Source organism: Rhizobium sp. SU303 (assembly GCF_021052345.1).
Taxonomy (GTDB): Bacteria; Pseudomonadota; Alphaproteobacteria; order Rhizobiales; family Rhizobiaceae; genus Rhizobium; species Rhizobium laguerreae.
In genome coordinates this window covers 4090998-4110569 of the sequence record NZ_CP088095.1, presented here as the reverse complement: position 1 = coordinate 4110569, position 19572 = coordinate 4090998, and the positions used below count along the sequence as shown (strand labels likewise).

Here is a 19572-nt window from a genome sequence, read left to right as displayed (position 1 = left end):
CAAAAACCGTCTTGTCAGCATTTGGAATGCGTGTACATTTTCACGACCGGTGCTGGAGGGCGCCGTGTCTCTACAAAAGGGAGGACTTCCGTTGAAGAAAATGGTTCTTGGCGGCCTATGCGCCATTCTGTTGAGCGCGGTTTCGACGCTGGCACAGGCAGAAACAATCCGCATCGCAAATCATGGTCAGGCCGGCATCGATGCGATGAAGTCGACGGTCGAGCGGATCGAAAAGAAATATGGCGTCACCGTCGAGGTCATCGAATATCCGGCACCCGACAAGGATTATCTGACCAAGCTCCTGACCGAGCTTGGCGCCGGCAACGCGCCCGACCTGTTCTCCATCCCGACGACGGCTGCCGTCGCCGACATGGTGGAAGCCGGTTACCTCGCGCCTGTTACCAAGGAGTTCAAGGCCTGGGACGGCTACGCCAACCTCTATGACGTCGCCAAGGAGCTTGCCGTCAGCCCGGATGGTGAAACCTATGTGATGCCGTTCATGCTCGGCATTCAGGAAATCTATTACCGCAAAGACGTTCTCGAAAAAGCCGGCATCTCCACCGAACAGCCGAAGACCTGGCAGGAACTTCTCGACCGCGCGGCGGAGATCAAGCAGAAGACCGGCGCCTACGGCCTGCTCTTTCCGGCCGGCGTCTCCTGGGGAAGCGGCGCCTTCGACGAAGGCTTCCAGCACCTGCTCGTCGGTTCCAAGACGCCGCAGTTGGTCGATGCCGACGGCAAGCTCGATCTGAATGGCGAAGGCATCAAGGATGTCTTCAACGTCTACAAGGAACTGATTGACAAGGATCTGATGCCGACGCAGCCGTTGCTCGGACCAGAGCCCTGGGTCGTGCCGAAGTACCAGATGTTCCCGGAAGGCAAGCTTGCCGCCACCACCTGCGGCTCCTGGTGCTATATTTTCGATTGGGGTCGCGAAAGCAAGAACCCGATCCCTGACGTGACGAAGGTGGTCGGCACCTGGACGGTTCCCGGCCAGAGCAGCGGCCAATACGTACTTGCCAATCTCGCTGCGCCGTGGGCCGTCAATTCCAAGTCGGCCAATACGGAACTGGCAATCAAGGCGCTGATGGAGATCGGCTCGATCGAGACGCAGGTTTCCTACGCCGCCCGTATCGGCAATATCCCGGCCAGCAAGGGTGCGGCTGACAATGCCGAGTTCCAGAAGCTGACGGAACTGGTTCCGATCCATGCCGCGGCCGGGAATGGCGTGTTCCTGAAGCAGGCCTCCGGTTTCGGTACGGTCTCGGAAGGTGTCGCGCGCGCCACCGAAGCGCTGCTGCGCAAGGAAACCGATGCCGCCGGCGCCCAGAAGATCCTTGTCGACTACGTCAAGGAAACGCTCGGCGACGACATGGTCAAGTAAGCTCCGGCACGCTCTCTTCCGCCACCACGGGGACGCGGCGCCAACGCCCGCGTCTTCCCGCTTTCATTCGATAAGCCGGTTCCATCGATAAGGTTTGTGAGCTTCCATGGCCCGAAACTCTCATGAAAAGCGCGCCGAGCGGCAATGGCTGCTGATCCTGCTGCCCTCGCTGGTGCTGCTTCTGGCCTTCGTCATCTATCCGGCCCTCTATTCGATCTATCTGAGCTTCACCAATGAGGCGCTGACCGGGGCCGCGGCCCTTCGGCCCCGTTTCGTTGGTTTCAGGAATTACACGCGGCTCTTCAACGACGCGAAGTTCTGGAATTCGCTGTTCGTCACCTTCGTCTTCGTCATCGGTTCGGCGGTGATCGGCCAGTTCGTGCTCGGCCTGATCTCGGCAATTGCGTTGCGCCGGCCGATCCGCTTTCGGCGGGTGTTTTCGTCGATCATCCTGTTGCCGAATGCAGCCCCTGAAGTCGTCGCCGGTTTCATGTGGATATCGATGCTGGCGGGCGGCGACAATGCCACACTCAGCCGCATCGTCAGTTTTTTCGGCATCACGCCGGCCGACTGGCTGCAGGTCTTCCCGCTGTCGATGATCATCGTCGTCAACACCTGGCGCGGCATCGCCACGGCGATGATCCTGTTAACGGCCGGGCTCAGCACCATTCCGGCGGAGATCTACGAGGCGGCCCGCATGGACGGCGCGACACCGTCGCAGATGTTCCGACGCATCACCCTGCCGCTGATGATGCCGACGATCCTACTCTATATGCTGATCTCGGCCGTCTCCACCATCGCCGTTTTCGGCCTCGTCTATGCGCTGACGCGCGGCGGACCGGGCGGAGCAACCGAGGTGGTCAGCATCTATATCTACAACCAGTCCTTTACGTCGTTCCAGCTGGGTTATGGTGCTGCGGTCGCCGTCGTCGCGCTCGTCATCTCGCTGATATTGGGTATCGCCTATGTCCGGGCCATGAAGGTGGAGGTCTGACATGGCCGTCGTTTCCCCGAGCGAAACTGCAAACAAGGGTCGCTCCGACCTCATCGCCTATGCGACGCTGTCGCTGATCTCGATCTTCTGCGCGGTGCCCTTCTTCTGGGTGCTGCTCGCCTCGCTCGACGGCAATGCCCAGCTCTTCCTGCATTGGCCGGAGCAGTGGACCTTCGCCAACTATATCAGGGTCTTCACTAAGGAGGACGGGGCGAAGTGGCTGTTCAATTCGCTCTTCGTGGTCGCTAGCGCGACCCTGCTCGTCATGGTGCTTTCGGGGCTCGGTGGTTATGCGCTGTCGCGCACCCGGGCATGGTGGAAGCTACCCTTCCTCTACGCGATCCTGCTCATCCGGGTGCTGCCGCCGACGGCGCTGGTCGTGCCGCTCTACAAATTCCTGCTGACGCTGAACAATGCGGAAGCGGCGATGCTCAGGCCGATCTTCGGCAGCTATGCGCGCGACATCATGCGCTGGACCGGTTTCATCGACGGTTATCTCGGGCTGATCCTGGTGCTTGCGACGATGCAATTGCCGCTAGCGCTCTGGATCATGAAGACCTTCTTCGACGGGCTGCCGAGGGACTATGAGGAGGCGGCGCTGATGGATGGGGCGACACTGATACAGCGCATCCGCCGGGTGTTGATCCCGCTGGCTCTGCCCGGACTTGCCGCTGCTGGGCTGTTCGCCTTCATGTCGGCCTGGGGCGATTTCCTCTTGCCGCTGATCTTCCTGTCGTCGCCGGAGCTGCAGACGCTGCCGCTCGGTCTTTTCCGCGCCTTCCTGCGCATCAACGAGATCGATTACGGCCTGCTGACCGCGCTGGCATTCATCTATCTGCTGCCTGCCGTCGTCGCCTTCGGTTTTGCGCGGCGCTTCCTCGTCCAGACGTTTTCGGGCGGCGTGAAGGGCTGAGATCAAGAAAGAGAAACAGATGATCAATCTCAGAAACGTTCGCAAATTCTACGGCGCGCTCGAGGTCATCAAGGGCGTCGACATCATCGTGGAAGACGGAGAATTCGCGGTTTTCGTCGGTCCGTCCGGCTGCGGCAAGTCCACGCTGCTGCGGATGATCGCCGGCCTTGAAGGCATCGATGAGGGCGACCTCATCCTTAACGGCAAGCGCATCAACGACGTGCCGCCGGACAAGCGCGGCATCGCCATGGTGTTCCAGTCCTATGCACTCTATCCGCATATGAGCGTTGCCGAAAACATCGGCTTTTCGCTCAGCCTGAAGAAAGTGCCGGAGGCGGATATCCGCCGGCAGGTGGAAGCTGTCGCCGAAATCCTGCAGCTCACCGATTACCTCGACCGCCGCCCGGCCGCCCTTTCCGGCGGCCAGCGCCAGCGCGTGGCGATCGGCCGCGCCATCATCAAGAAACCGGCGCTGATCCTGTTCGACGAGCCGCTGTCGAACCTCGATTCGGCGCTGCGCGTGCAGATGCGCGCCGAGCTGCAGCGCCTGCACCGCGAGTTGAAGGCGACAGTCGTGTATGTCACGCACGACCAGGTCGAAGCGATGACGATGGCCGACCGCATCGTCGTGCTGAACAAGGGCGTCGTCGCTCAACAGGGCGCGCCGATGGATCTCTACCATCAGCCCGATAACGAGTTTGTCGCAACCTTCATCGGCTCGCCAAAGATGAACGTGCTGCCGATGACGGCGACGCGCCGGGATGCCGGCAAGGTGCATCTGGAAAGCCCGCTCGGCCTTTCCATCGACCTTTCAGACGCCAATGGCGCCGTGCAGCAGGGCGAGGCGAAACTCGGCATTCGGCCGGAGCATCTGAAGCTCGCACCCCAAGGGCAGGGTGATTTTTCGGCCGAGGTCGTCATCGTCGAGCGTTTGGGCGTGGAGACCTATCTGACAGTCGGTTCGCAGCAGCAGCCGATCGTCGTACGCACGGAAGGCGACATGACCATTCGCCCCGGCGATCGCGTGTCGCTCACTGCCGAGCGCGCCGGTTGCCATCTGTTTGATTCCGCCGGCCGGGTAATCCGTTCGGCAACCGCTTGAAACACATCGAGGAATGACATGACAATCAAGGTCACGATCTGGAACGAAGGACGCCACGAGCAGGTCCACAAGGAAGTTCAGGATATCTATCCTGATCGTATCGATGGAGCGATCGCATCAGGCATTGCCCATCCCGATTTCGAAATTCGTCGCGGCACGCTCGATGATCCTGATGAAGGCCTGCCGGACAGCGTGCTCGATGATACCGACGTGCTGCTCTGGTGGGGGCATATGGCGCATGAGGAGGTCAGCGACGGGCTGATCGACCGCGTGCAGCAGCGCGTGCTGAAGGGCATGGGCTTGCTGGTTCTGCATTCCGGCCATCATTCCAAGCTCTTCCGCCGGCTGATGGGCACCAATGCCAACCTTTCCTGGCGTGAGACGCCGGAAGGCGACCTGGAGCGGGTCTGGGTGGTCAATACTTCGCATCCCATCGCCGAGGGGCTGCCGCCTTATTTTGAGGTCAATGCCTCGGAAATGTATGGCGAGCCCTTCGACATCCCGCAGCCGGACGAGCTTGTTTTCATTTCCTGGTATTCCGGTGGGGAAGTATTCCGCAGCGGCTGCACCTTCCAGCGCGGCCGCGGGCGCATCTTCTTTTTCAGCCCCGGCCACGAGACCTATCCGATCTATCACGACAAGACCGTGCATAAGGTGATCTCGAACGGCATCCGCTGGGCGCGGCAGAAACACACCGATGGCCGCATCCTGGAGAACTGGCACCGCGCCGAGCCGCTGCACGGCCGTCCCGATAAGGCGAAGGCCTAATCTATGGATATTGCGCGCCGGTTGTCTTGATATAAATCGAATAGACCGAACGCGTCGCGGTGATGAAAAGCCGGTTTTTCTTGGGGCCGCCGAAGGTGAGGTTGGACACCGTCTGCGGCACCCTGATCTTGCCGAGCAGCGTTCCGTCGGGCGAAAAGCAATGCACGCCATCGGAGGCACTCGTCCAGAGATTGCCGGCGACATCGAAACGGAAGCCGTCGGGATGGCCGACATCGAGGCTGCAGAAATAGCGACTGTTGGCAAGCGCCTTGCCGTCGGTGACGTCGAAAACGCGGATATGGCGCGGCACTTCATGTTTTGCGGAGCCGGAATCGGCAATGTAGAGCTTCGTCTCATCGGGCGAGAAGGCAAGGCCGTTCGGCTGGATGAAATCCTCGACGACGGCATCGATCGCTCCGCTTACGGGGTCGATCCGGTAGACGTTGCGCGTGGGCTGCTCGGGCTCGGCCTTGTGGCCCTCGTAATCCGACAGGATGCCGTAGGTCGGGTCGGTGAACCAGACCCCGCCGTCGGAGTGCACGACGACGTCGTTCGGCGAGTTCAGCCGCTTGCCCTGGTAGCTGTCGGCGAGAACGGTGATGGTGCCGTCCGTCTCGGTGCGGGTGACGCGGCGGCCGCCATGTTCGCAGGAGACCAGCCGGCCCTGCCGGTCGCGGGTGTTGCCGTTGACGTAGTTGGAGGGCGAGCGGAAAACGGAGACCGTACCATCCGGTGTCCAGCGCATCATGCGTTCATTCGGGATATCGCTCCAGAGAAGGCAGTTCAGGTCGGAAAACCAGACCGGGCCTTCCGTCCAGCGGCAGCCGGAATAAAGCTCCTCGAGGCCGGCGCTGCCGATGACCATTGCACCGAAGCGTTCGTCGCGGATCTCATAAATCGGATTGTCGCCCATGCCAGTTTCCTCCCTGAATGCTGCCGTTCTTTTCCTAGCGGCAAAAAGCTGGAGGTGCCAGAGCCCGGCGATGGAAATGCCGGGCTGCGGTTTCGTCAGAGGGCGGCGACCGGATGCGGCGAGCCGTCATAAGCACCCCAGATCGACTGGTCGAAGCAGATGACTGAGCCGGTCATCAGGCCGGATTCGGACGACGACAGGTAGGCGCAGGCGCGCGCCACCTCGTGCGGATCGACAAGACGGCCGAAGGGCTGGCTTGCCGCCGCCTTCTCCAACCAGTCGGCCGGTGCGCCGTGATATTCGCGCTGAATGCGGTCCTCGCCTTCAGAGGCCATCCAACCGATGTTCAGACCATTGACGCGGATGCGGTTGCGCAGGAGCGCATAAGCGGTGTTCTTCGTCAGCGTTTCCAGCGCGCCCTTGGAGGCGCAATAGGCGGCGATGAAGGGCTGGCCGGCTTTGGCCGACATCGAGCCGATATTGACGACCGTACCCTCGATCTTTTCGCGGCGCATGACCTTCACCGCCTCCTGCATCAGGAAAAACGGCGCGCGAACATTGACGGCGAACATTGCGTCGAAGAGTTCCGGGCTGGTATCGAGGATGGTGCCGCGATCGGTGATGGCGGCGGCATTGACCAGCGCGTCGACGCGGCCGAAGGTCTCGTCACAGGCGCGCACGACATTCTGTGCATCCTCGACCTTGCCGAGGTCGGCCTTGACGTAGACGATCCTGGCGCCGGTCGCAGCCGAAATCTCCGCCGCCCTCGCCTTGCCCTTGGCTTCGTTGCGGCCGCAGATGACGATGCCTTCCGCGCCGCGTTCGGCGAAGAGACGGGCGATGGTTGCTCCCAGCCCTTGCGTGCCGCCGGTGACGATGGCGATCTTGCCGTCGAGGCGACCGTGGTCTGTGCTCATGAGGTTCCTCCTTTGTGATGACGTACGAATGGCCTCCCGCGGGTGCGAAAGGCCTTCGTCGGTGTGGATAGGCAGCTTGCTCCGTTGCCCGTCAGCTCAACTTCTTGCCCGCCTGCTCGGTAAGTGCTGTCGTAAAGGCTTCATCGCTCCAGCCTTCCCGCAACGCCTCGTGCATCAGCTGCGCCTGTGTCTTCGGCGCCAGTCCGCCGAGCGGCGGGTCGCGGTCGAGATTGGTCGGGAAGGAGTAGCACTCGGCGCAGGCGGCGACGGCGTTGGCGATTTCGTCTGGCGAGAGCCTGCCCTGCAAGGTCTTCAAGGCGGGAAACAGCCTGGCGCTCATCCTCTCGCGATGGACGGTTTCCATTGCCCGGCCGAAGGCGGAAGAGATCTGCAGCAGGTTGGCGACACGTTTGATGTCGGCCGAGCGGTTGGTGCCGGCGGCATGGAAGAGGGCGGGATTGAAAAAGACGACGTCACCCTTTTCGAGTGGCAGCTGGACATGGTTGGTCTCGAAATAATCCCGGAACTCCTGCCGCTTCAGTGCGAGATAGCCCGGTACATAGGTCTGGCTGTACGGCAGGAAGAGCGTCGGACCGCTTTCGAGCGGCATATCGCAATGGGCAACCGCGCCCTGCAATGTCAGCACCGGCGAGAGCCGATGCACATGTGCCGGGAACTGCTCGATCACCTTTGAGCACTGAAAGCCGAGATGGTAGTCGCGATGCGCCGACTGCGCCGAACCGCCCGGATTGACGCGGTTGACCTGCGCCGTCATCTGGTAGCTCGGGCCGAGCCAGGCTTCGCTGGCCAGCGCGACGATGGCATTGGCGTAATATTCGGCGAAATTTGCCGGATCGGCGAGGCAATGTTTTTCCAGCGAGTTCCAGATACGGTCGTTGGCGCCAGGCTTGGCGAAGTGGTCGCCGCCGCCGGTCGAGGTGCGGTGCTGTTCCTCGATGATCGCATCGAAAATCGTGCTGGCGCGGTCGATGATGCCGGTGTCTTCGTAAGCGCGCTTGAACACGACGACACCGGGCCCCTCGCCGAAGGCCTCGCAGATTTCCGCCAACACGGCGCGTCGGCCTTCAGGCGTTGCAGCCTCCGTCATCACCTTGCGGCTGTCATAGATCAGCACGTTTTTTTCGAGCGCAGATGCCGAGGGGTAATCGGCAAGTGCAGTCGTCTTTTCCGCAAGGGCGCGAAACTCATCGAGATCGCAGGCGTCTTCGCTCAGCCAGACGCGGTCGGCGCGCAGTTTCTGCTGGTTGTCGGTTTTCATGGCGGGCTCCTCCCTCTTTCCAATGGAGGCACTATACGCCGCGATGCCAGGTGATATAGATCAGAAATCCATCAAAAAACCATCAGGCCGGTCGCATGGCACACCTCTTTCTCGTCAAGGATATTGCCTTCCAGGCAGGGCTCAGCACCGCGACCGTCGACCGGGTGCTGAACGGCAGACCGGGTGTGCGCCGGCAGACCGAGATGCGGGTGAAGGCGGCGATCGCAGAGCTGGAGAAGCAGCAGGCCGGCGCGATGGGCAGCGGCCGCACGCTGGCGATTGATATCGTCATGGAGACGCCGCAGCGTTTCAGCGATGCGGTACGGGCCGCCTTCGAGGCGGAGATGGCGACCTTCCTGCCGGGCATCTTCCGCTGCCGGTTCCATTTCGCCGAGGTGATGAAGCCGGCTGAGCTGGTGCAGCTTCTCGATCGCATCCGGCTGCGCGGCACGCACGGCATCGTGCTCAAGGCGCCTGACGTCGCGGAGGTGGCTGCCGCCGTCGCGCGGGCGGATGCCGCCGGCATTCCCGTCGTGACGCTGGTGACCGACCTGCCGAATTCGGCACGCATCGCCTATGCCGGCGCCGACAACCGGGCAGCCGGAGAGACTGCCGCCTATCTGATCGGCGAATTTCTCGGGAGGGATGGCGGCAAGGTGCTGGTGACGCTGTCGAGCGGACGGTTCCGTGGCGAGGAGGAGCGCGAAATCGGCTTTCGCCGCGTCATCCGCGCCCGTTATCCCGACATCGGCATTACCGAAATCAGCGAGGGGCACGGCACCGATGCTGCGACGGGAACGCTTGCCGCGGCAGCGCTTGCGGCCGATCCCGCCATCAACGCCGTCTATTCGATCGGCGGCGGCAACCGGGCGGTGCTTGCGGTCTTCGACATGGCCAAACGTCCCGTCCGCGTTTTCGTCGCCCATGATCTCGACGCGGATAATCGCGCCCTTCTTGCGGCGCGTCGGATCGGCTTCGTGCTGCATCATGATCTCAGAACCGATGCGCGTTCGGCCTTCCGGGCGATCATGAGCCGGGCGACCGCCTTACCGCGCGCGGTTACGCCCTCGCTTTCATCAGTCGAAATCGTCACGCCCTACAATATGCCCGCGGCCGATTGAGCCAATTGACTTTCCTTCGATGCCGAATTCGGGCTACAGCTTTGACACGAGTTTAGGTGAGCGACATGGATTACAGCGACGTCAGCACGATTGCAGCCTGGATTACGGAGCAGGGACTGAAGGGCGTTTCGGAAGCCGAATTGATGACCGGTTTCTGCTCGGCTTGCCGGGATGCCGGCCTACCGCTCGACCGCGGTCTGGCGCTGATGGATACGCTGCATCCGGTGCATGAGGGCCGCGCCTTCCGCTGGGACAGCATCGAGGAAATCCAGACCGAGTTCGAATATGGTCCGACGATCTCGGGGGAGGCGGCGTCGAACTGGCAGCGGTCGGCCTTCTTTCATCTTTGGTCTCGCAACGAGCGGGAGATACGCCGGCGTCTCGGCTTCGGCGATCCCATCGATTTTTCCATGCTCGATACGATCGCCGAAGCCGGTCACACGGATTTCGTGGCGATGATGCATCGTTTTTCCGAGGCCGGCACGATCGGCGAGATGGATTGCTTCTTCTCGCATTTCGCGACGAAACATCCTGAGGGCTTTTCAGATCACGACCTCGCCATCCTGCGCAAGCTGGTGCCGGTGCTGGGGCTGGCGATCAAATGTATCGCGCTCGGGCGTATCGCCCGCACCATCGCCGAGGTCTATCTCGGCGAGGACGCCGCGCGCCAGGTGATGGAAGGCAAGATCAGCCGCGGCAAATCGGAACGGATTTCCGCGGCACTCTGGTTTTCCGATCTGCTGAACTACACCAAGATCTCCGACAGCGTGCCGCCGGAGGAGATCATCCCGCTGCTCAACGACTATAGCGAGGCGGTGATCACGGCGATCCACGAGTCCGGCGGCAACGTGCTGAAGCTGATCGGCGACGGTGTGCTCGCCATCTTTAAGGGCGAGGTGCCGGCGGAGACGTGTCGCGCGGCGCTGAGCGCCGAATCGTTGCTGCGGGAAAAGCTCACTACGCTGAATGCCGCGCGTGCGGCCGACGGCCGGGCGACGACCGACGTCTATATCGGCCTGCATATCGGCGATGTCTTCTACGGCAATATCGGCAGCCAGGACCGGTTGGACTTCACCGTCATCGGACCTGCCGTTAACGAGGTCAGTCGGATCGCCTCGATGTGTCGTTCCGTCGATCTCAACCTGTTGATTTCCTCCGATTTCGCCGCGGCGATACCGGAGCAGCAGCGTACCGCACTCGCCTGCGTCGGACGCTATGCGTTGCGCGGCGTGCAGCGCGCGCAGGAACTGTATACGCTCGACAGCGCCCGGCTGAACGGCTGAGTTCCTGACTGCAAGGCTATCGCAACAGGCCCTGACCGCCGTCGATCCAGATCGGCGTACCGGTGATGTGTCGGGCGCGGCCGGAGGCGAGGAAAAGGATTGTTTCGGCGACGTCCTCGCTCTTGCCTGCCTTTCCCCCGGCGATCGGGATATCGCCCTCCGGCCAGATGACCGGAACCTCCGTCTCCTCGCGATGGCGGCTATCGGTATTGGCACCGATATTGGTCTCGATCTCGCCGGGGCAGACGGCATTGACGCGGATGCCATGGCGCCCGAGTTCGAGGGCGAGCTGCTGGACCATGGCCACCTGCCCCGCCTTGGTCGCGGTGTAGGCGGTGGCGCCCGGCGTCGTGAAGGTACGGGTGCCGTTGATCGAAGAGACGACGATGATCGAACCGCCATGGCGCTTCAGATACGGAACCGTCAGATGCAGGGTCAGATAGGTGCCGCGCAGATTGACGGCGATGGTCTTGTCCCATTCCTCCGGTTTCAGGTCGTCGATCGGCGCCCAGACACCGTTGATCCCAGCATTGGCGACAACGATGTCGAGGCCGCCGAAGGTGTCGGTCAGTTGCGCGACCGCGCTCCGCATTTGAGCTTCGTCGCTGGTATCTGCGGTCAACGCGATCGACTCGCCGCCGCCGGCCTCAATTTCGGCGCAGGTCTTTTCGACCTCGTCGGCGGTGCGGCTCAATGCTGCGACCTTTGCACCTTCGGCAGCGAGCCGCAACGCGGCCGCTTTGCCGATGCCGGAACCGGCGCCTGTTACCAGTGCGATCTTTCCCTTCAGCTCCATGGGCAGGCTCTCCTTGCCGTTTTGCCGCTAAGCCAATGTTCGGAACGGGCTGTTGGTTCCGAAAGGAGAGCGGATCGTTAGAGCCTCCTGAGCAGGCTGTGTTGCAACGCCCATCTCTCCGGCCCGTGGACGGCGGCAAAGAGCAGACCGGCGAGGAAGGTAAAGTGATCGATGAAGAAGCCGAATTCGGCCTGGTTTTGTTGCCAATGGGACGGACCGTGGAAGGCGAAAGCGAGGAAGATCACATAGATGGCTGCCAGCAGGCTGGCCTCGGTGAAGAAGGCCCCTGATATGAAAGCGAGCGCCAGCGCGATCTCGAAGAAGGCGGCGACCCAGGTAAGGAATGTCGCCATCGGAAAGCCGGCAGCGGTGATATAGCCCGCTGTTGCGCCGATATCGGCGAACTTGAAGCCGGCGGCCATGAAGAAGACGAAGCTGAAGATGATGCGGGCGACGATGATTGCGATTGCTCTGGCCATCCTGAAATCTCCTCTTTGAGTTTCCAGTATGACGGATGAGATCCCCGATATCCGACACGGTGAATGAAAAAGGGCCGCTTGCGCGACCCTATCACTTTGAATTGCGCACAATCCTTTCCGAAAATCGGTTCCGATTTTCGGGGTTATGCGCTCTTACCACTCGGCGAAGCTGCCGTCGGCATGTCGCCAGATCGGGTTGCGCCAACGATGGCCCTCCTTGGCGCGTTCGATGACATAGGCCTCGTCGACCTCGATGCCGAGCCCTGGACCCTGCGGGATCGAGACGAAACCATCGGCATACTGGAACACCTCCTTGTTGGAGATGTAGTCGAGGATGTCGTTGCCCTTGTTGTAGTGGATGCCGAGGCTCTGTTCCTGGATGAAGGCATTGTAGCTGACGGCATCGACCTGCAGGCAGGCGGCAAGCGCGATCGGACCCAGCGGGCAATGCGGCGCCAGCGCCACGTCATAGGCTTCGGCCATCGCTGCGATCTTGCGGCATTCGGTGATGCCGCCGGCATGGGAGAGATCCGGCTGGATGATGTCGACGTAGCCGTCCGAAAGGACCTGCTTGAAGTCCCAGCGCGAAAAGAGCCGTTCACCGAGCGCAATCGGCGTCGAGGTGTGGTTGACGATATCGCGCAGCGCTTCCTTGTTTTCGGAAAGCACCGGCTCTTCGATGAACATCAGCTTGTAGGGATCGAGCTCCTTGGCGAGAACCTTCGCCATCGGTTTGTGGACGCGCCCGTGGAAATCGACGCCGATGCCGATATGCGGGCCGATCGCCTCGCGGATGATGGCGATGGTCTCGACCGCCTTTTCCACCTTCTCATTGGTGTCGACGATCTGCATTTCCTCGCAGCCATTGAGCTTGATCGCCTTGAAGCCGCGGGCAACCACCTCCTTGGCATTGTTGGCGACATCCGAGGGACGGTCGCCGCCGATCCAGGAGTAGACCTTGATACGATCACGAAGCTGGCCGCCGAGCAGGGAATGGATCGGCTGACCGAGCGCCTTGCCCTTGATGTCCCACAGCGCCTGGTCGATGCCCGAGATTGCGCTCATGTGGGTGGCGCCGCCGCGATAGAAGCCGCCGCGATACATCACGGTCCAGTGGTCCTCGATCAGGAAGGGATCCTTGCCGATCAGGTAGTCTTCCAGCTCATGGACGGCGGCCTGAACGGTGAGTGCGCGGCCTTCGACGACCGGCTCGCCCCAGCCGACGATGCCTTCATCAGTTTCGACCTTCAAAAACAGCCAGCGCGGGGGGACGATATAGGTGGTGAGTTTGGTGATCTTCATCGCTGTTCTTTCAGTCTCTTCCCGGGTTTGCGATCGTCGGCGCGTCCGCAGATTTGCCGTGATCGGTCATTTCGTTCTGCCGATCGCTTTTTCGGCGGCGGCAAGATCGCGCACCGCAAGATCGAGCATGCGGTTGGCGCATTCGCGGGCGCCAGCCTTGTCGCGCATGCGCAGGGCCTCGACCAGCTGACCGTGGACGAGCACTGCATCCTCGCGATTCTCGACGCCGATATTGGAGGCATGCAGCGCATATTTCAGCGCAGCGTGAATGGCGCTCGACAGGCGGCGAAAGACTTGATTGTGGCTGGCGGTGAGCAGCACCGTGTGGAACATGACGTCGGCATCGGTGAAGCTTTCCGGGTCGCGGGCGCTGTCGCGCATCTGCCGCCAGGCATTGTCGAGATCGGCGATCTCCTGGGCGCTGGCGCGCTCGGCGGCATATTCGGCGGCTGCCGGCTCGATGGTGCGGCGGGCTTCGAGAATGCAGCCGAGCAGGTCGAAATCCTTGATATAGGGACCCATCCATTCAAGCACGTCGGCGTCCAGGATATTCCAGTCGTCCTTGTCGCAGACGGTGGTTCCGATGCGCGGCTTGCCGCGGACAAGGCCTTTGGATTCCAGCACTTTCAGCGATTCGCGAATGACGGTGCGGCTGACGCCGTAGAGCTCGCAGAGATCGTTCTCGCGGGGCAGCGGCGAGCCCGCGGGATAGCGGTCCGCACAGATATCCTGAGCGATCGCCGCCGTGACGTTGCGGCGTACGCGCGGGCGGCGCTCGATGCGGCGGCTTTCGGCCCCGCTCTGTCGCTCGATTGTTTCCAACTCACCTCTCCGCTCTGTCTCGCGTGCTAGGCAACCGAACCTGATTATCCGAATTCGATCCGCTTTGCGACGCTTCCTCCCGGCACCCCGTCAATAATCCTATTATTCCAATCATCATACATTGGCAATTGACTGGTATGATGATTTATCATAATTCAGTGGACGTTGCCTGGGAGGCAGCGGCTTGGTTTTTGAGAGTTAGGGAGAGAGACATGCGCTTGTTCAAAGCAGCCATTCTGGCTGGCACTTTCGCCATTCTGGCAGCCGGCTCGGCATTTTCCGCGGACGTCAAGATAGGGTTCATCGTAAAGCAGCCCGAGGAGCCGTGGTTCCAGGACGAATGGAAATTCGCCGACCAGGCCGCCAAGGAAAAAGGCTTCACCGTCGTCAAAATCGGCGCCGAAGACGGCGAGAAGGTCCAGTCGGCGATCGACAATCTCGGCGCCCAGGGTGCGCAGGGCTTCATCATCTGCACGCCTGACGTCAAGCTCGGCCCGGGCATCGTCGCCAAGGCCGAAGCCAACCAGCTGAAGCTGATGACGGTCGACGACCGCCTCGTCAGCGCCGACGGCAAGCCGCTGGAAGACGTGCCGCATATGGGCATTTCGGCCACCAAGATCGGCGAGACCGTCGCCCAGGCGATCGTCGACGAAATCAAAAAGCGCGGGTGGGACATGAAGAATGTCGGCGCCGTGCGGGTCTCCTATGACCAGCTGCCGACGGCCGTCGACCGCGTCGAAGGCGCGATGTCGGTGCTGAAGTCCGCCGGCTTCCCGGCCGAAAACATCTATGATGCGCCACAGGCGAAGACGGATACGGAAGCGGCGCTCAACGCGGCGACCACCGTTCTCAACAAACATGCCGACGTGAAATACTGGGTCGCCTTCGGCCTCAACGACGAAGCCGTCCTCGGCGCCGTCCGTGCTTCCGAATCGGTCGGCATTCCGGCCGCCAACGTCATCGGCGTCGGCATTGGCGGCGCGGAATCGGCGATCAACGAGTTCAAGAAGCCGGCGGCGACGGGCTTCTTCGGCACCGTCATCATCTCGCCGAAGCGTCACGGCTACGAGACGGCGCTCAACATGTACGACTGGATCGCCAACGACAAGGAGCCGGCAAAGCTGACGCTGACCTCGGGTTCCCTGGCACTGCGCGACGATTATGAAAAGGTCCGCAAGGATCTTGGCATCGAGTGATCGTCCTTCCAAGATGATATCGTCCGGCGGCCGCTCAGCGTGCCGCTGGCTCTTCTCGGCGGAGCGATGATGGCTTTCCTCGAATTCAGCAATATCTCCAAGGGTTATCCCGGCGTGCAGGCGCTGGCGAACGTGTCCTTCACCGTCGAGAAGGGTGCCGTTCACGGCCTGATGGGCGAAAACGGCGCCGGTAAATCGACGCTGATCCGGGTACTGTCAGGCGATCAGGCCGCCGATACCGGCAACATCCTCATCGACGGCGAGGAGCAGAAATATGCGTCCGTCCGTGACGCCTTCCATGCCGGCGTCATCGTCATCCATCAGGAACTGCAACTCGTTCCGGAGTTGACCGTCGCCGAAAATCTCTGGCTCGGACGCTTTCCGGCCAAGGGCGGCGTCATCCATTCGAAGACGCTGATCGAGACGGTGCGGTCGAAGCTCGAGGAGATCGGCATCGATGTCGATCCGTTGGCCAAGGTCGCCTCGCTTTCGATCGGTGCGCGGCAGATGGTCGAGATCGCCAAGGCCGTCATGCTCGATGCACGGGTGATTGCGCTGGACGAGCCGACCTCCTCGCTCTCGTCGCGCGAAAGCGAAATCCTGTTTTCGCTCATCGACAGGCTGAAGGCGCAGGGAACGGTCATTCTCTACGTCTCGCATCGTCTCGACGAGATCTTTCGACTTTGCGACAGCCTGACCGTGCTGCGCGACGGTAAACTTGCCGCCCACCATCCTCAGATCGCCGAAACCACGCGCGAACAGATCATTTCGGAAATGGTCGGACGTGAGATCAGCAATGTCTGGGGATGGCGCGAACGTCCGCTCGGCGGCATACGTCTGGAGGTCAAGGGCCTGTCGGGACCGAGGCTGCGCCATCCGATCAGCTTTTCCGTCCGCCAGGGCGAGATTCTCGGTTTCTTCGGCCTGATCGGCGCCGGCCGCAGCGAGATGGCGCGGCTGCTTTACGGCGCCGACACCAGGCATCAGGGCCAGGTGGCGATCGACGGCGTTGCCGTTTCGCCGAACAATCCGAAGGCGGCGATCAATGCCGGCATGGTGCTCTGCCCCGAGGACCGCAAGTTCGACGGCATCATCCAAGGGCGATCGATCGAAGAAAATATCGCGATCTCATCACGCCGGCATTTTTCGCATTTCGGCGTTCTGAGCCCGAGACGAGAGGCGGCGCTGGCAGACCGGTTCATCGCCAAGCTTCGGGTGCGGACGCCGTCGCGCAAGCAGGACATCATCAACCTCTCCGGTGGCAACCAGCAGAAGGTCATTCTCGGCCGCTGGCTGTCCGAGCAGGGTATCAAGGTCCTCGTAATCGACGAGCCGACGCGCGGCATCGATGTGGGGGCGAAATCGGAAATCTACGAAATCCTCTACGAGCTTGCGGCCGGCGGCATGGCGATCGTGGTGATCTCCAGCGAGCTGCCTGAAGTCATGGGCATTTCCGATCGCATCATGGTGATGTGCCAGGGCAGGGTGGCGGCCAATGTCGCTCGCCAGGATTTCGACGAGCGCAGCATCCTAACGGCAGCACTTCCCGACAAGAACGCCGCAGGCACTATTGAGGACCAGGAATACGGACGATGAATTCGTTGAAAAAAATTCTTCTTGGCGAGCAGGGGCTGGTAGTGATCTTCGCTGCCGCCTTCGTGATCGTCTCGCTCTTCGTTCCGAACTTCCTGACCGAGCGAAACATGCTGGGGCTGCTGCAGTCGGTCGTCACGATCGGCATCGTCGCCTGCACGATGATGTTCTGCCTGGCATCGCGCGATTTCGATCTTTCGGTTGGATCGATCGTCGCCTTCTCCGGCATGATCGCGGTGATGGTCTCGAATGCGACAGGCTCCATTCCCGTCGGGCTGCTCGCCGCCCTGCTGTGCGGCGCCGTCGTCGGTTTCGTCAATGGTATCGTCATTGCGCGGTTCCGCATCAATGCACTGATCACCACGCTTGCGACCATGCAGATCGTGCGCGGGCTGGCGCTGATCGCGTCCGATGGCCGCGCCGTCGGCATCAATGATCCCGATTTCTACCAGCTTGCCCTGTCGCGATTTCTGACTGTGCCGACGCCCATCTGGATCATGCTGATCCTTTTCATCCTCTTTGGTTTCGTGCTCAACCGCACCGTCTTCGGCAAGAACACCCTGGCGATCGGCGGCAATCCCGAGGCCTCGCGGCTTGCCGGCGTCAATGTGGTCAACATGCGGGTCTGGATCTTTGCGCTGCAGGGGCTTGTCTGCGGCGTTGCCGGCATCCTGCTTGCCTCACGTATCACCTCCGGCCAGCCGAATGCGGCGACAGGGCTTGAGCTTTCAGTCATTTCGGCCTGCGTTCTCGGTGGCGTTTCGCTGGCCGGCGGCCGGGCGGCGATGAGCGGCGTCATTGTCGGCGTGCTGATCATGGGCATCGCCGAAAACGTCATGAACCTCTTGAATATCCAGGCGTTCTATCAGTATGTGGTCCGCGGGCTGATCCTGCTGATCGCAGTGTTGCTCGACAATTTGAGGTCTTCGGCTGCGGGACGGCGCGGATGAACCAGGAACAAGCCGGCGATGACATCGAACTGAGGCACGGCGATCTCGCCGTCCGGGTCAGCCGTCGGGGTGCGGCCGTCACCGCCGCGACCTATCGAGGCATCCCCTTTCTCGTGGCGGCCGGCGGGCCGGATGGCGCGATGGCAAATTTCGCGATGGTGCCGTTCGGGAATCGCGTAGAGGGCAACGCCATGTCCTTTGCCGGACAAGTCCATGCCTTCCAAGCGAATGCTTCCGATCCGCTCTATCTCCATGGCGACGGCTGGCTCAGCCTCTGGCAGCTTGAAGATGTTAGCGCGGAGCATGCGCAGTTCTGCTTTTCCCGGAGCGCCGACGGGGTTTCACCCTATGCCTATCTCACCCGGCAAGAGATCCGTCTCGCCGGCGATGCTCTGGTGCTGACACTTTCCGTGGAAAACCGCGGCGAAACCGCTCTTCCCTTCGGGCTCGGTCAACATCCCTTCTTCGCCCGCACGCTAAAGACGCGACTGACGATTGCGGCCGATCGCTACTGGAACGAGCGGCCGGACCATCTGCCGGAGATGCCTGGCCCTGTGCCGGACTATTTCGATTTCAGATCCGAAAAGCTTTTGCCGCAGAGATGGATGAACAATGCCTTCGAGGGCTGGAATGGGCGAGCGGCAATCGCCTGGCCGGAACTTGGAATTCAGGCGGCGCTGGAAGCCGACGGTGCGCTCGATCGCTTCATGCTGTATATGCCGGTCAGCCGGAGCGACTTCTTCTGCCTCGAGCCGATGAGCCACCTGCCGAACGGCCATCACCTAGCTGATTTCGGTGGGCTCAGGCCGCTTGCGCCGGGGGAGGCTCTTGCCGGCACAGTGACGATCCTTATGTCGGCGCTGCCGGTTCGGTCGGAGGAGGGATAGATGAGCGGCCGCCTGCAAGGCAAGAACATCCTGATAACAGGTGCTGCGCAGGGTATCGGCCTTGCGATCGCAAAGGCTTTCATGCGGGAGGATGCCGCGGTCTTTCTCGTCGATCGCGATGCGGCGCTGCTGGCGCGGGCGGCGAAAGAGCTCCAGCGCAGCGGCGGTCGTCTTGGTTATCTGCCGGCCGATATTACCGATGCCGGGACGATCACGACATTGGTCGCTCAGGCGAATGAAGAAATCGGACAGCTGAACGCGCTCGTCAACAATGCCGGGGTCAATGTCTTCGCCGAACCGCTCGACACGACGGACGACGAATGGAACCGCTGCTTCGACATCAATCTGAAGGGCGCATGGAACTGCTGCAAGGCGGTATTGCCGGGCCTCATCGAGCAGGGCGGTGGTGTCATCCTCAACATCGCCTCGACGCACGCTTTCACCATCATCCCGCACACATTTCCCTATCCGTTGGCCAAACACGCCCTGCTCGGAATGACGAAATCCTTAGGGCTGGAATATGCCGCCCGCAATGTCCGCGTGAACGCGTTGGCGCCGGGCTACGTCTCGACGCAGAAGGTGATCGATTACTGGAACGGCTTCCCTGATCCGAAGGCGGCAAAGGCCGAGACGATGAAACTGCATCCCGGCGGGCGCATCGCGACACCGGAGGAGATCGCCATGGCGGCCGTTTTCATGATTTCCGACGAGTGCCCGTTCATCAATGCCACCTGCCTGACAATCGACGGCGGCCTCAGCGTCCTGCAGCATCCCGTTTGAACGGGCTTCGACCCCCCAATTTTTACATGCCTGTCGTCTTCTCGGCATAGAGCATTATATTGCCCATCGGGAAGGCTTTTTGATCTCCCGCAG

The 19572-nt window shown here is 61.6% G+C and carries 19 protein-coding genes; 12 read left to right on the top strand and 7 right to left on the bottom strand.

Annotation, left to right across the window (positions count from 1 at the left end; all coding sequences use genetic code 11):
* The first annotated feature begins 91 nt into the window (after nt 1-91).
* From RlegSU303_RS20295 to RlegSU303_RS20275, 5 genes are all read left to right on the top strand, one after another.
* Nucleotides 92-1384, top strand: coding sequence for an ABC transporter substrate-binding protein (locus tag RlegSU303_RS20295; RefSeq protein ID WP_028742366.1), 1293 nt, complete (start codon nt 92-94; stop codon nt 1382-1384).
* Nucleotides 1385-1490: 106 nt separating this feature from the next.
* Nucleotides 1491-2378 carry a carbohydrate ABC transporter permease gene (locus RlegSU303_RS20290; RefSeq protein WP_003543165.1) on the top strand — a complete coding sequence of 296 codons (888 nt, stop codon included), beginning with the start codon at nt 1491-1493 and terminating at the stop codon, nt 2376-2378.
* Between the two features lies 1 nt (nt 2379).
* The gene (locus tag RlegSU303_RS20285) at nt 2380-3291 is read left to right on the top strand and encodes a carbohydrate ABC transporter permease (RefSeq protein ID WP_131644645.1); all 912 of its coding nucleotides are present in this window, start codon (nt 2380-2382) and stop codon (nt 3289-3291) included.
* Between the two features lie 19 nt (nt 3292-3310).
* Entirely contained in the window at nt 3311-4393 is a 1083-nt protein-coding gene (locus RlegSU303_RS20280; RefSeq protein WP_131629364.1) for an ABC transporter ATP-binding protein, read from the top strand.
* Nucleotides 4394-4411: 18 nt separating this feature from the next.
* Nucleotides 4412-5161 carry a ThuA domain-containing protein gene (locus RlegSU303_RS20275; protein ID WP_131718780.1) on the top strand — a complete coding sequence of 250 codons (750 nt, stop codon included), beginning with the start codon at nt 4412-4414 and terminating at the stop codon, nt 5159-5161.
* 1 nt (nt 5162) lies between these two features.
* Here RlegSU303_RS20275 and RlegSU303_RS20270 read toward each other — a convergent pair whose 3' ends face one another.
* The 3 genes from RlegSU303_RS20270 to RlegSU303_RS20260 form a co-directional block, all read right to left on the bottom strand.
* On the bottom strand, nt 5163-6074 hold the full coding sequence (locus RlegSU303_RS20270; protein ID WP_131710231.1) for an SMP-30/gluconolactonase/LRE family protein: 912 nt from the start codon (nt 6072-6074) through the stop codon (nt 5163-5165).
* Between the two features lie 95 nt (nt 6075-6169).
* Nucleotides 6170-6991: an SDR family oxidoreductase gene (locus RlegSU303_RS20265; RefSeq protein WP_131718781.1), complete on the bottom strand. Its 822-nt coding sequence runs from the start codon at nt 6989-6991 to the stop codon at nt 6170-6172.
* Between the two features lie 91 nt (nt 6992-7082).
* Complete coding sequence (locus tag RlegSU303_RS20260) at nt 7083-8270, bottom strand: phytanoyl-CoA dioxygenase family protein (protein WP_131718782.1); 1188 nt, start codon at nt 8268-8270, stop codon at nt 7083-7085.
* Between the two features lie 95 nt (nt 8271-8365).
* Between RlegSU303_RS20260 and RlegSU303_RS20255 the strand changes: the two genes are divergently transcribed.
* Nucleotides 8366-9391 carry a LacI family DNA-binding transcriptional regulator gene (locus RlegSU303_RS20255; RefSeq protein WP_168276016.1) on the top strand — a complete coding sequence of 342 codons (1026 nt, stop codon included), beginning with the start codon at nt 8366-8368 and terminating at the stop codon, nt 9389-9391.
* Nucleotides 9392-9456: 65 nt separating this feature from the next.
* Nucleotides 9457-10674: an adenylate/guanylate cyclase domain-containing protein gene (locus RlegSU303_RS20250; protein WP_131718784.1), complete on the top strand. Its 1218-nt coding sequence runs from the start codon at nt 9457-9459 to the stop codon at nt 10672-10674.
* Nucleotides 10675-10690: 16 nt separating this feature from the next.
* On the opposite strand, the gene RlegSU303_RS20245 is transcribed toward RlegSU303_RS20250, so the two are convergent.
* The 4 genes from RlegSU303_RS20245 to RlegSU303_RS20230 all read right to left on the bottom strand — a co-directional run bounded on the left by RlegSU303_RS20245 (nt 10691) and on the right by RlegSU303_RS20230 (nt 14073).
* Nucleotides 10691-11470 (bottom strand): SDR family oxidoreductase, encoded by a 780-nt coding sequence (locus tag RlegSU303_RS20245; protein ID WP_131718785.1) that lies wholly within the window; start codon nt 11468-11470, stop codon nt 10691-10693.
* A 77-nt stretch (nt 11471-11547) separates the two neighbouring features.
* A complete protein-coding gene (locus RlegSU303_RS20240) occupies nt 11548-11949 on the bottom strand; it encodes a DoxX family protein (protein WP_072640486.1) in 402 nt (133 codons plus the stop codon).
* A gap of 153 nt (nt 11950-12102) precedes the next feature.
* A complete protein-coding gene (dgoD, locus tag RlegSU303_RS20235; RefSeq protein ID WP_131718786.1) occupies nt 12103-13251 on the bottom strand; it encodes a galactonate dehydratase in 1149 nt (382 codons plus the stop codon).
* A gap of 66 nt (nt 13252-13317) precedes the next feature.
* A complete protein-coding gene (locus tag RlegSU303_RS20230; RefSeq protein WP_003543153.1) occupies nt 13318-14073 on the bottom strand; it encodes a FadR/GntR family transcriptional regulator in 756 nt (251 codons plus the stop codon).
* A gap of 212 nt (nt 14074-14285) precedes the next feature.
* Between RlegSU303_RS20230 and RlegSU303_RS20225 the strand changes: the two genes are divergently transcribed.
* The 5 genes from RlegSU303_RS20225 (at nt 14286) to RlegSU303_RS20205 (ending at nt 19479) form a co-directional block, all read left to right on the top strand.
* Nucleotides 14286-15269 carry an arabinose ABC transporter substrate-binding protein gene (locus tag RlegSU303_RS20225; RefSeq protein ID WP_131718787.1) on the top strand — a complete coding sequence of 328 codons (984 nt, stop codon included), beginning with the start codon at nt 14286-14288 and terminating at the stop codon, nt 15267-15269.
* Nucleotides 15270-15338: 69 nt separating this feature from the next.
* Nucleotides 15339-16865 (top strand): L-arabinose ABC transporter ATP-binding protein AraG, encoded by a 1527-nt coding sequence (gene araG, locus RlegSU303_RS20220; RefSeq protein WP_131718788.1) that lies wholly within the window; start codon nt 15339-15341, stop codon nt 16863-16865.
* Nucleotides 16862-17812: an L-arabinose ABC transporter permease AraH gene (araH, locus tag RlegSU303_RS20215; RefSeq protein WP_131718789.1), complete on the top strand. Its 951-nt coding sequence runs from the start codon at nt 16862-16864 to the stop codon at nt 17810-17812. The genes araG and araH overlap by 4 nt, the downstream gene beginning before the upstream one ends.
* A complete protein-coding gene (locus RlegSU303_RS20210; RefSeq protein ID WP_131718790.1) occupies nt 17809-18699 on the top strand; it encodes an aldose 1-epimerase in 891 nt (296 codons plus the stop codon). The genes araH and RlegSU303_RS20210 overlap by 4 nt, the downstream gene beginning before the upstream one ends.
* Nucleotides 18700-19479 carry an SDR family oxidoreductase gene (locus RlegSU303_RS20205; protein ID WP_131718791.1) on the top strand — a complete coding sequence of 260 codons (780 nt, stop codon included), beginning with the start codon at nt 18700-18702 and terminating at the stop codon, nt 19477-19479. It abuts the gene before it with no gap.
* The last annotated feature ends 93 nt before the right edge of the window (nt 19480-19572 follow it).